This is a genomic window from Pedobacter miscanthi (genome assembly GCF_003315595.1).
GTDB lineage: Bacteria > Bacteroidota > Bacteroidia > Sphingobacteriales > Sphingobacteriaceae > Pedobacter > Pedobacter miscanthi.
The window spans coordinates 67327-79098 of record NZ_QNQU01000029.1 but is presented as its reverse complement, the minus strand read 5'-3'; the positions used below and the strand labels follow the sequence as shown (position 1 = coordinate 79098).

The 11772-nt window shown below is 37.5% G+C and carries 11 protein-coding genes; 7 read left to right on the top strand and 4 right to left on the bottom strand.

The window, feature by feature from the left end; genetic code table 11:
* Positions 1-140: 140 nt before the first annotated feature.
* Entirely contained in the window at positions 141-1631 is a 1491-nt protein-coding gene (locus DRW42_RS24855; RefSeq protein WP_113951578.1) for an alpha-amylase, read from the bottom strand.
* A 270-nt stretch (positions 1632-1901) separates the two neighbouring features.
* Here DRW42_RS24855 and DRW42_RS24850 point away from each other — a divergent pair, with 270 nt between their 5' ends.
* Together DRW42_RS24850 and DRW42_RS24845 are read left to right on the top strand one after the other, a co-directional pair.
* Positions 1902-2423 carry an acyl-CoA thioesterase gene (locus tag DRW42_RS24850; RefSeq protein ID WP_113951577.1) on the top strand — a complete coding sequence of 174 codons (522 nt, stop codon included), beginning with the start codon at positions 1902-1904 and terminating at the stop codon, positions 2421-2423.
* 70 nt (positions 2424-2493) lie between these two features.
* Positions 2494-3675 (top strand): cation:proton antiporter, encoded by a 1182-nt coding sequence (locus DRW42_RS24845; protein WP_113951576.1) that lies wholly within the window; start codon positions 2494-2496, stop codon positions 3673-3675.
* Between the two features lie 687 nt (positions 3676-4362).
* Here DRW42_RS24845 and DRW42_RS24840 read toward each other — a convergent pair.
* Positions 4363-4938, bottom strand: a complete 576-nt coding sequence (locus DRW42_RS24840) for a hypothetical protein (RefSeq protein ID WP_147243806.1) — start codon at positions 4936-4938, stop codon at positions 4363-4365.
* A gap of 525 nt (positions 4939-5463) precedes the next feature.
* Entirely contained in the window at positions 5464-5868 is a 405-nt protein-coding gene (locus DRW42_RS24835) for an EVE domain-containing protein (protein ID WP_113951574.1), read from the bottom strand.
* A 300-nt stretch (positions 5869-6168) separates the two neighbouring features.
* Here DRW42_RS24835 and DRW42_RS24830 point away from each other — a divergent pair, with 300 nt between their 5' ends.
* The 5 genes from DRW42_RS24830 (at position 6169) to DRW42_RS24810 (ending at position 10010) form a co-directional block, all read left to right on the top strand.
* Positions 6169-6987 carry a phospholipase D-like domain-containing protein gene (locus DRW42_RS24830; protein ID WP_113951573.1) on the top strand — a complete coding sequence of 273 codons (819 nt, stop codon included), beginning with the start codon at positions 6169-6171 and terminating at the stop codon, positions 6985-6987.
* A 166-nt stretch (positions 6988-7153) separates the two neighbouring features.
* Positions 7154-7816: an AbiTii domain-containing protein gene (locus DRW42_RS24825; protein ID WP_113951572.1), complete on the top strand. Its 663-nt coding sequence runs from the start codon at positions 7154-7156 to the stop codon at positions 7814-7816.
* A 3-nt stretch (positions 7817-7819) separates the two neighbouring features.
* On the top strand, positions 7820-8743 hold the full coding sequence (locus DRW42_RS24820; RefSeq protein ID WP_113951571.1) for an AbiTii domain-containing protein: 924 nt from the start codon (positions 7820-7822) through the stop codon (positions 8741-8743).
* Positions 8740-9138, top strand: a complete 399-nt coding sequence (locus DRW42_RS24815) for a hypothetical protein (RefSeq protein ID WP_113951570.1) — start codon at positions 8740-8742, stop codon at positions 9136-9138. The genes DRW42_RS24820 and DRW42_RS24815 overlap by 4 nt, the downstream gene beginning before the upstream one ends.
* A 335-nt stretch (positions 9139-9473) precedes the next feature.
* Positions 9474-10010, top strand: coding sequence for a hypothetical protein (locus DRW42_RS24810; protein ID WP_113951569.1), 537 nt, complete (start codon positions 9474-9476; stop codon positions 10008-10010).
* A 1145-nt stretch (positions 10011-11155) separates the two neighbouring features.
* On the opposite strand, the gene DRW42_RS24805 is transcribed toward DRW42_RS24810, so the two are convergent.
* Positions 11156-11635 carry a hypothetical protein gene (locus tag DRW42_RS24805; protein ID WP_113951568.1) on the bottom strand — a complete coding sequence of 160 codons (480 nt, stop codon included), beginning with the start codon at positions 11633-11635 and terminating at the stop codon, positions 11156-11158.
* Between the last annotated feature and the right edge of the window lie 137 nt (positions 11636-11772).

The following is an 11772-nucleotide window of genomic DNA, read 5'->3' as shown; positions in this document are numbered from 1 at the left end:
TATAACACTAAGTTAATAGCATTGGTGTCCCCACAGACCACTTATAAACTCCTTTAATTAGTTATCAATTTTAAGCTCCATAGATGGTCTGTGAGGATACAGACCATGGTACACAAACCATGGCAAACCATGCATCTGAATTACGCCCCTACCTTTAACACCCACACCGAAACACTACCCGCATTGCAATGAAACTCTGCCCAGCCATTTTCATCGATCACGATTTCCTGCGGCCTGTAGCCCAAGGCATCAACAAAGGTTTTTCCGGCAAAATGTTGACCAATTTCCATTGATTTATAACCTTCTTCGCCGGTGCTTAACAGTACAGCTACACCACTGTTTTCATGTTCTTCATCCCCTGCCCTCGTCCAGCCTACGCAGCTGAAATGATCAAAATAATCGCGTTGCTCGCCATAGGCTAAAGCGGTACGTATTTTACTCATCGTTTCAACGGCTTCTATTGGTGCCAGCTCCACATGCACTTCTTCGCCCTCTTTATCCTTATCATCATAAATACCGCCATAAATATCAGGGAAGAACAAACACGGAATTCCCTGCATACGCAATAAAATAATGGCATAAGCAAGTGGCCTGAACCAAAAATCGACATAAGATTCCAGTGCCTGCAATGGCTGCGAATCATGGTTGTCGATAAAAGTAACTGCCAGATCGGGTTTTACCTGAATCAATGTTCCATCAAAAATGGTCCGCATATCGAAGCCTTCATCCTTACTGGCCAGAAAGAAATTATGGTGCAAAAGGGAATCAAATATCTGCGTGCGGCCGCCCGTAATGTCGATGTATTCCAGCTGCCCTTCAATATCCACTACATTCCAGTCTTCGGCAACGATAAAAAATTCGCGGTTATACTTCTGGTTCAAATGATCGATCCATTCGATAATAAAATCCGGATTGATGTGTTTAACCGCATCCAGTCTGAAGCCATCAACTTTAGTGGTTTCAACAATCCATTCGCCCCAATATTTTAATTCTTCCACCACCGAACGGTTCCGGTAATCGATGTCATTGTACATCAGGTAATCGTAATTGCCCAGTTCGGTTGAAGGCACTTTCTCAAAACCTTCACCCAAATAATTCTGAATGGAATAAATGGCACTTTCTTTCCGGTCTTCCGCCCAGTCTACCCCGCTAAAACATTCGTGATCCCATATAAATTCAGAATATTTGCCCGCACGACCTGGAAACGTGAATTTTGTCCAGGCTTCTATTTCAAAAACATCACTTGTAAACTCGTTCCTGTCATCCGGATTTACCGTTCTCACCTGTATTTTCTCTAATTCGTCGCCACCCGCTTTATGGTTGAAAACGGCATCAGCTAAAGCATTAATTCCGTTATCATGCAAAGCCTGGATGGCTTTGATGTATTCGTCTTTTGATCCATGTTTCGTATTTACACCGCCTTTCTGGTCAAATTCGCCTAAATCGAACAAATCGTAAACGGCATAACCTACATCATAGGCTGCATTGTTTGATTTGTAAGCCGGCGGCAACCACACGGCTGTTACGCCTATTTCTTTTAAATGGGCAGCTTCTGTAGCTACTTTTGTCCATAAATTTTGCTCTTCGTTATAATACCAATGGAAAAATTGGATAAGGGTCTGGTTCTGCATTAATTCGATTTTTGATAGGATAACATGATAGCTGATGAATTTGTTTTTGGATTAGGTGAACAATCCTGTATGTTCTTTTCCCGCTGATGTAGGGAATTGTGTTGCACATGGGTTTCCCGCGGATTACGCAAATCACCGCAGAAAAACATCACTCACTCTGCGACAATCTGTTTAATCTGCGGGAACAATCACCAATAAATCATCGTTTCGATCTCTTGTAATCTATTGTAATATCATTTTAACATACATTTTACTTACTTTTGCGCTTAAATGAGCTTAAAAAAGAAATTCGCGAAAGAAAGTTTTACCATCATGAACGAGTTGGTACTGCCAAATGATACCAATACGTTAAATAACCTAATGGGTGGCCGTTTACTCCACTGGATGGATATTGCGGCGGCTATTTCTGCTCAAAAACACTGCAACCGTATCGTGGTAACAGCTTCGGTTGATAATGTATCTTTTAAACACCCCATTAAACTAGGCGATGTAATTACCATCGAAGCCAAGGTAACCAGGGCATTTAACACCTCTGTAGAAGTAAGGCTGGATGTATGGGCCGAGAATATCCCAAGTGGTGCACGCCAGAAAAGTAACGAGGCTTATTATACTTTTGTTGCGGTTGATCAAAGCGCACGTACCATTCCTGTTGCCGAAGTAATCCCTGAAACAGCTGAAGAAATTGAACTGTTTAACGGGGCCCTGCGCCGCAGGCAGTTACGGTTGGTTTTAGGTGGAAAAATGAGTCCGGATGATGCCAGCGAATTAAAGGCCCTTTTCTTCAAAGCATAATTTTTACATAAAATTACTTCCTGCTTAGCCTGATTGTTTTATTTTAGCGGTTTATCCTACGCTGAAAAATATGACAACTTATACCATACTTATTATTTTAAGCGGATTAGTAATCTTTTCTTATCTGTTTGATTTAGTAGCGAGTAAAACCAAAGTACCCTCGGTTTTATTATTGCTATTACTGGGTATTGGCTTGCGTTTTCTGGTTGATTACCTTAAAATACAGACATTCAATTTCCTCTCCATCCTGCCTACTTTGGGTACGGTAGGTTTAATTTTAATTGTTTTCGAAGGTTCGCTGGAGCTTAAATACGATCAGCAAAAAAATAAGATCATCAGGAGCGCTTTTTTATCGGCACTCACTATTTTGTTGGGCACCATCAGTGTTATTACCACCATTATTTACCAGATCAGCCACCACGATCTGTATACCTGTATTGCAAATGCCATTCCTTTTAGTGTAATCAGTTCGGCCATTGCCATTCCATCGGCAGCAGCACTGAGCAATAAAGATAAGGAGTTTGTGATCTACGAATCTTCTTTTTCCGATATCCTTGGCATTATTATTTTCAATTTTGCCATCACCAACCATTCTATCAATACTTCGGCTTTTATCGGACTGGGTTTAAGCACTTTCCTGATTTTACTCTTATCAGCCATAGCCTGTGTGGTTTTACTGTACATTATGGGACGGTTGGTGCACCACATCAAATTTTTCCTCATTATTGCAATCCTGATACTGGTTTATGCCATCGGTCAATCTTACCACCTGTCTTCATTGGTATTGATTTTGAGTACTGGTTTATTCCTCAATAATGCAGATACGATACAGCACGCCTGGTTCAGGAGTATCTTTTTATATAAAAACTTAACGGCCGATTTATCGCAGCTTTACCAGCTGTCGGCAGAGAGTGCTTTTATTTTACGCACATTTTTCTTTGTGATTTTCGGCTTTACCATGAACATTGGCGAACTGAACAACAAAATTGTGCTGGCCAACGGCTTTTTTATCCTGATCTCGGTTTACATCATCCGGCTGCTCTTCCTCAAAATATTCAAAAAAGACAATTTAAGTCCGATTTTATACATAGCCCCACGCGGACTGATCAGTATTTTACTTTACTTCAACCTTCCGGCCTCACTAAAAATACCCGAAGTAGGTACGCCATTTTTATTCCTGGTTGTACTGGGTTCGAGTATCGTAATGACGCTTGGGATTACTTTAAGCAATAGGAAAAGGTTAACTGTTTAAATTGGTTAATCGGTTAACTGACTTTGGACTACCGACTAAAGACTTTAGACTACTGCAGCTTATTGATTGATGTTTAACTGTTAATTGCAAATTTTCAACTGAAAACTGAATAACGTTCATTGGTCATTAGTCATTGGTTTATTGGTAAAGTAAATCGTCAACTGAAAAACTGAGTAATTGTTTAATTGCAGGATTGTTAAATTGTTAGCTGCAAATTGCCAACTGAAAACTGGATAATTGTTTAATTGCAGGATTGCTGAATTGTTAACTGCAAATTGCCAACTGAAAACTGAATAATTGTTTAATTGCAGGATTGTTATATTGTTAATTGCAAATTGCCAACTGAAAACTGAATAATTGTTTAATTGCAGGATTGTTATATTGTTAATTGCAAATTGCCAACTGAAAACTTAATAACGTTCATTGGTCATTAGTCATTGGTTTATTGGTAAAAGCAAATCGCCAACTGAAAACTGAATAATTGTTTAATTGCGGGATTGTTATATTGCTAACTGCAAATTGCAAACTGGAAACTGATTACCTATAACCGGAACTCCACGCGAATCGTCATCCTGAACTTGTTTCAGGATCTTTCATGCAAGATTAGATCTCTCCGCTCCACTACGTTTCTCTCGAGATGACGGCTCATTAGCTATCCGCCAAACGCCATCCGCTCAACGCTTATCGCTAGGGCTTAAAAGTAGCTGAGATCGCTTTTAGCTGCTGTAATTCGGCCAGAATGTTGGGATTGGCCTGATAGTAAACCGAGAAAAGTTTCAGATCGTTAAACAGCAAACCGTATTTTTCCTTACTGCCATTAATTTTGAACCTGGCAATACTGGGGTTAATAGATTGAATGGGCGCTGCGAGAATATTGCCGGTAACGTTAACCATGGTGGCTGCAATGTGACCGTTGATCTCCTCGCCCAGCGTAGGATCTTTTTCTCCCCATTTACGAACTTTTATCCCATCCGTTCTTTTTTCAAAGTTATCCTCATTCCAGGGATCGTACTTTACAAAACGGATCAGATCTTTCTTTTTCTTCGGGGTTTTGATTTTTATAGATTGAATATCAGTAATACCGATGCTTACAAATTTATCGTCTGCAACAACAACCAGACTTGCAGAATCTACTTTGTATAATACACCTTTGGTTACAAAAGCCTTTGTTTTTACGGTCGCCAGGTAAGGTTTAACCGTTTGGGCCATAGCCAGGCTTACTGTTAGAAAAAGGGAGAGTGTAAAAAAGATGGTTTTCATCATTGGTTTATTTGGTCATTGGTAAATTGGTTCATTGGTCATTAGTAACTGTAAACTACCAACTGAAAACTGAATAGGGTTCATTAGTCATTAGTAACTGTAAACTACCAACTGAAAACTGAATAGGGTTCATTGGTCATTAGTAACTGTAAACTACCAACTGAAAACTGAACATGGTCATTAGTTAATTGCTAACTACAAATCGACAACCGAATAGCATTAATTGGTATTTGATTATTGATCATTGGTAATTGCCAACTAAAACCTTATTTTTCTTAACTTCTTAATGGTCAATAATTGGTTAACTGTATAAATCGGTAATTGGTTAACTGACTCAAAATTCCCAATTCCAGGCTCCAAACTAACTCATCGCTTAATTGTATTGTTCAATTATTAAACCGATTGCCAGGCTTTGAACATTATGATTTGGTTATTGGTATTTAGACGATCACTAAATCTTAATGTTCTTAATTGTCAATGATTAGTTAGCCAACTATGGACTCAGGACTGCAGACTCAGGACTAAACCTTACGCTCCCATTTCCAAAATCTTATCAAACTCCTCTGCTTTAAGCGGCATTACCGACAACCTGCCCTGGCGCACCAACGAAATATCGACCAAACTGGGTTCTGCTTTAATCTGCTCTAAAGAAACCGGGTTTTTAAAGCTTTCTACAGGCGATAAATCTACAACTACCCAATTTGCATCATCGGTAGTAGGATCCTGATAAAATTCTTTTACCACTTTGGCAATACCCACCACATTTTTACCCTCGTTGCTGTGATAAAACAACACCAAATCACCTTCTTTCATGGCTTTCAGGTTATTGCGTGCCTGGTAATTACGCACACCATCCCAAAAGGTACGGCCATCCTGATTAAATTTTTCCCAACTGTATTTAAAAGGCTCTGATTTTACTAACCAATGGTTCATTGTATTGTTATATTACTTTAATTTAAGTCCCAAAACTAACAAAACGGAATGGATTAGGAAATAGGAAGGTAAGATTAACAAAAAACTGGATATGCAATTGAACGCCTATCGCTCAATATTTACTGCGACGAAATTCTTTCGATAAACATTTATGCTAACCTACTCAATTATGAGTATTTGCATTTCTAGGTATTCGTCTTTATTTTTTCTTTATAACTTAGTAAAGCTGAACTATTGAAACAATCCCTTATGTAAGAAATAGGTAGTTAAGTAAAACATTAACGAACTCAAAACATTGATATGATTAAATTTCTTGATGGCGATGCCATCAACGCAAAAATAACCCAAATGATCAGAGATGCAGAGCAATTTGTAACACTGGTTTCTCCTTACATCAAGCTAACCAACAAGATCAAATACGAATTAACTTATTTGAGCAAAAATAAATCATCGGTTGCCATTGAGGTTGTTTTTGGCAAGAATGATAAAAATCCTGATAGAAGTTTGGGGAATGAAGACTTTGAATTTCTAAAAACATTACAGAATATCAGGATAAGTTACGTTAAAGAACTTCACGCTAAAATTTATTGTTCAGAACAAGGGTTAATGCTCTCTTCGATGAACTTACACGGATTTTCTCAGGCCCATAATTTCGAGGCAGCTTTTGTAATTGAAAGCTCGGGCTCCATTATCGGCACATTTGTAAATACAAAAACAGATCTAGCTTGGAATGAAGCATCGGCATTTGTTGATAAGATAGTTGCAAGCTCGATCCCAGTTTATCACAAAGGCAAAGTTTACGAAACATCATGGCTTGGGTTTTCTTCAAAACTGGTTGAAGAATACGATGAAGATAATTCAGCATCTTTCTTTAACAAGCAGCATATCCAGAATGTGCCGCCACATGGATTCTGCATACGAACCGGTGCAATTATTCCTTTCAATATCAAAGCACCATATTGTGAAGCTGCATATCAATCATGGAAGCGATACTCAAACGAAAATTATAAGGAAAAATATTGTCACTACTCTGGCGAAACGAGCGATGGTGAAACCTCTTTTAAATCACCTATACTAAAAAGGAACTGGAAAGAGGCAAAGAGCAAATTTAAGTTTTGATACAAGCTAATTGATAAAAAATTATTTTAAAGCACAGGTCGGGCCTTAGCTTTTGGTCCGAGCATTAGGACTCGCGCTTGAGGGGGTCACAACACACATTGTATTAACACATACATCATTACTAATAATTTTAGCTTATCTTTACCTAAATAAGAACTAGACTGTTATGAAGCTTATTAGTGATATAATAAATGAGTTAATGGATTCAGCCAATACGATTACGGGGCCACTTCTAAAGACAAAGGTTTTAGCATTTAGAATTGAAAATAAATCGCTCCAAGAATGGGTGGATGGCGAGCTAAGTGGCTATGCGGAACATATGAAATTACCATACTACCGTAAAGCATCTGGGATTTTGACCGGAAATTTTTTAAATGGGATGACTAAAGGTTCAAACATGAATTTTCCAGTTTCACATCTAAAAAAAGACATTCTTAATACATTAACGTCAATTGAAATACGTGATAACATATCATCAATTGAAACCATGATTAATCAAAAAGGACTCAAAATTAGTGTTAATTCTGATAGAAGATTATATCTTGAAAATTCAATAAGAGAGCTTGGAAATCCATATTATCAAATAATAAGTGTTCATCTTGATATGCCTGCTTTCCTTCTGCCAAATATACTCTCAAGTGTCCGTACTAAACTACTTGATTTCATGTTACAAATAGAAAAACAGTTTAAACATGAAACCGAAATTGAACAGTTAAAAACAAGAAATGACACGATCACTAATATTGTAAATACTACAATAAACAATGTTGGCAATGGTAACCTAATCACATCAGGGGATAACAATAGTATAAAGTCATTGACGAATTAATATATGATAAAGGATATTATTGAGTTGCTATCTAACGACGAACAGTCATTAAGCACTCCACTTTTGAAAACGAAAGTATTTGCAAAAAGAATAGGCAATGCTAGTTTATATAATTGGGTAACCCAAGAATTGAATGGATATGATCCACACGGACAAATTCCAATTTATCGCCTAGCAAAGGTTAATCCATATGCTGTATTAACTGCAAATGATTATTCTTACCAAGCTGATCAACCCTTACCTCTATCGCTATTTAATGATGAAATTATCCAAGGAATATTGAAGTTTAAAATCGATAGTGGTATTAAAGCGATAGAAGAAATCGCATCTGGCAAAAATGGTAATACTATTATAAAGCCATTTGGTGCCGATTTTGACGCAATGTTAACTAGGGAAGCACAGAAAAATGGGGCTAAATTTCAAATTTCCAATACAAGAGTGATGCTTACCACTAGTGAATTTACAAATGTTGTTGGCAAAATAAGATCTAAATTATTGGACTTGATTCTGGAAGTTGAAGCTGAATATCCTAACCTTGAGAAGGAACTAAACGATAATGTAAGTAAAGAGGAGATTAACAAATCAATAACTAATATAATGGCACAAATCAACATCACTACAAACGGGCAAGGTAATGTTATAACCGCAGGGAATAATAACATAGTAAAAACGAACATCAATGTCTTAAAAGGAGATATTGAATCGTTCAAAGACGAATTAAAAAAAAATAATGTGAGTTTGGAAGATATTGATGAAATAGCATCGATAGTTATATCTGAAGAACCTACAGCTACTGGTTTTGGATTAGGCGTTAACGGATGGATGTCAAAAATGCTTACAAAATCAATAGATGGATCATGGGAAATAGGAATTGCGACAGCAGGAGGAATATTAGTAGAAGTTTTAAAGAAATTTTATGGTTTATGAAGTTGAAAGAATCTTATTTGACTTTAATGGATGATATGTTCGAGAGAATAGTTGATTCCAATTGTAGGCGGTTGAATAATTTTAACCCATCTCCCGCTTTGTATTATAAACAAATGAATATTGATATAGCTTTAGCTGAATACCTTTTTAATTCAATTCTTCAATATGCTAACGAAAATGATCTATTGATTGCGGAAAAAGGATCGTCTGGTAAATATGCGATTGTTAGGATGAATGACTTTCAATGCTATGAATTTATTAAATCTGGTGGCTTTAGAATATTAAATTATCAAGAGCATAAAATTGAATCAAAATATTCTACAACGACAAAAGTTACAATCAATGGATCAGACAATATTATCGCAGTTGGTGACCATAATACAATTAAGAGCTAAGACTAATTTTAATTATGGAACAAACTGCAAAGTCTGAACTATCGACTGCAACCTCTGAACTATCAACTGCAAGCACAGAACAACGAACTGCAAGCATGAACTAACTTTATTTATGCACCATTCTTCAAAAAGATTTCGTTAATTATTTTATTGTATTTATCTTAGTAGTGCAGATTAATAAATAACATATCTTTTCACCTTACTAAGAGAGATCAATTTTCACAATTAAATTTTAAAAATATTCCTGGACGAGCGTTTTAGAAACGCATTTTCTAATTTCTCTGAAAAGAGTTATTTGTTAGTCTGCAGCGTCCAGGAACTTTAATTTTAACGTTATGCAGACTAACAATTGTAAAAACCCAAACACACAGCTCCCAAATCAGGTAGCAGCTGTAACAGCATTCCGGAAACTGATGGAAGCCTATTTCGATATGATTGGTTTATCGGAAGTTAATCAATTCCTTACTGAAATGCTTAGCGCAGCTATCGGGCCCGATCCGCGCTCTGGCAAACACAAACCCATTACTATTGCCAACGCCCTTTATGATGTAAATAATATCATCAGCCTGCTTACCAAAACAAAACTTTTGGCCAATGAAGAAACCTTTCAGCGTGATGCCATATACCCGGGCTATAACCTACAAGCTGTTGGCCAATTTGATGTGGAGCATCTATCTGAACTATTATATGTTGGATTAAATGCCTACATCTTTCAGGAGGATGATTTTGAAGGCGCAACCTTAAAATTTTCTGCCGAAATTACTGCTGCATATAAAATGGTTTATGATTGGCTGTCAGACTGCGATGCCTGGTGTAAGTCTGTTGAGTGTTATGAATATAATGAAACTATCGGTTTAGAAGCTACACTATAACCGTTCAAATTTTAACTGGCCATTTACCCTATATAGCTACAAGGGAAAACGAGGCTGTATCATAAAACCTAGTTTCTCAATAAATTTGTCACGTTGAGCCTGTCGAAACGCCTTAAACAGTGTTATGGCAGGCCCTTCGACAAGCTCAGGGTGACAATTTATATTTATGAGACAGCTTCGCCTAATACAAAAAGACGCTTAGCAGAGATTTAATTAGCGGATTATCAAGCACAAGTAAGGCCTATGCTCTGGCCAAGCGCAATAAGACTTGCGCTAGAATAACGAAATCAATTTTATTTTAAAGCGGATTGCTATTAATTAATTTAATAATTCAACAAATTTAACCTTGTCATTTCAACACGCTTAAAAGAACTACGGCATAAACGCTCCTGTGGCCACGCACAATCCATTTATTCCGTTTCTCCTTTGCTTAGTTGATCTTAAAGCTTGTAATGGTACCATAATTAATTCAAGTAATATGGTACAAGAATAAAACCCTTTCAAAATAGCGAATTTAATACCTTTTTCTACTTCCCTACATCCTTATTGCACTCCGTTACATCGCCATTGATCTCAGCAACAAGTTTTTTCTACTCCCGGAGTTATTCTTTCTATTACGATAGTACCTTTTTGTACTACTGCAACATCTTTTTTCTACTCCCGCACATCGCCATTGATGTGAGCGGCAAGCTTTTTCTATTCCCGGAGCTATTCTTTGTACTCCGCCAGTACCTTTTTCTACTACACAACATCTTTTTTCTACTCTGCTACATCGCCATTGATCTAAACTGCAAGCTTTTTCTACTCCCGGAGTTATTCTTTCTACTCCGATAGTACCTTTTTCTACTACCACAACATCTTTTTTCTACTCCGGTACATCGCCGTTGATGTAAGCAGCAAGCTTTTTCTACTCCCGGAGATATTCTTTGTACTCCGATAGTACCTTTTTCTACTATTATAACATCTTTTTTCTACTCCGGCACATCGCCGTCGATCTAAGCAGCAAGCTTTTTCTACTCCCGGAGTTATTCTTTCAGCTGTGATAGTACTTTTTTGTAGTACAATAGTACCTTTTTGTACTCCCGAAGCGCAATTTGCACTCCGGGAGTACTTTTAAATAGCCGTAGAGGCAATTTTCTATAAAACTATTCTGGTGATATCGTTTTTTTACCACGGCCCGGGAAACGTTGTTTGAGGTCGTCGTAAATGGCTTGTATACCGGGGATGTTCGAGCGGCTGGCGCCTTTGATGGAGTGGTAAATAACCAGTGCAGCCTCGTAAGCTTCGCTGCCTGCCACCATGCCCGTATCTTCCATGGCACGTAACAGCGTACTTAACTGCTGAAAAATGGCATAGATGTCGAAAGCCAGCTTATAATCCCTTTTGGCCTCGTCCAAATCGACATAGTTTGGAACCAAACTTGGGTTCTGCGTAGCATACTCGATTGTTTTGTTTACAAAGGCCAGGGTTTTATCGCCCATTATCAACGTATTCCTACGCTCCTCGGCGGTTAAATTAATAATTAAAACCGAGGCTAAGGCGGTTTTTAGCTGTTCAAAAGCGGCTGCAATAGCTGCTGATTGTTCTGCGGTGATTTCGGCCGAAATCCTGTTGTTTAAACTCATGATAAATGGTTTTAAATTAATATTAAGGTTAATTGGTAATCCGGTAAAAATGTGGGACTTAATTAACCATTTACCATGGGACAACTGGCTGGGATAATGGTTTTTATATATGGGACTATATATTTAGTTAAAAATAA

Excerpts from the sequence above, each read along its gene's own strand:
- DRW42_RS24840 (WP_147243806.1), bottom strand. The coding sequence starts at position 4,938 with ATGATGAAAACCATCTTTTTTACACTCTCCCTTTTTCTAACAGTAAGC.
- DRW42_RS24830 (WP_113951573.1), top strand. The coding sequence starts at position 6,169 with ATGATTAAATTTCTTGATGGCGATGCCATCAACGCAAAAATAACCCAA.
- DRW42_RS24835 (WP_113951574.1), bottom strand. The coding sequence starts at position 5,868 with ATGAACCATTGGTTAGTAAAATCAGAGCCTTTTAAATACAGTTGGGAA.
- DRW42_RS24810 (WP_113951569.1), top strand. The coding sequence starts at position 9,474 with ATGCAGACTAACAATTGTAAAAACCCAAACACACAGCTCCCAAATCAG.
- DRW42_RS24845 (WP_113951576.1), top strand. The coding sequence starts at position 2,494 with ATGACAACTTATACCATACTTATTATTTTAAGCGGATTAGTAATCTTT.
- DRW42_RS24850 (WP_113951577.1), top strand. The coding sequence starts at position 1,902 with ATGAGCTTAAAAAAGAAATTCGCGAAAGAAAGTTTTACCATCATGAAC.
- DRW42_RS24820 (WP_113951571.1), top strand. The coding sequence starts at position 7,820 with ATGATAAAGGATATTATTGAGTTGCTATCTAACGACGAACAGTCATTA.
- DRW42_RS24855 (WP_113951578.1), bottom strand. The coding sequence starts at position 1,631 with ATGCAGAACCAGACCCTTATCCAATTTTTCCATTGGTATTATAACGAA.
- DRW42_RS24825 (WP_113951572.1), top strand. The coding sequence starts at position 7,154 with ATGAAGCTTATTAGTGATATAATAAATGAGTTAATGGATTCAGCCAAT.
- DRW42_RS24805 (WP_113951568.1), bottom strand. The coding sequence starts at position 11,635 with ATGAGTTTAAACAACAGGATTTCGGCCGAAATCACCGCAGAACAATCA.
- DRW42_RS24815 (WP_113951570.1), top strand. The coding sequence starts at position 8,740 with ATGAAGTTGAAAGAATCTTATTTGACTTTAATGGATGATATGTTCGAG.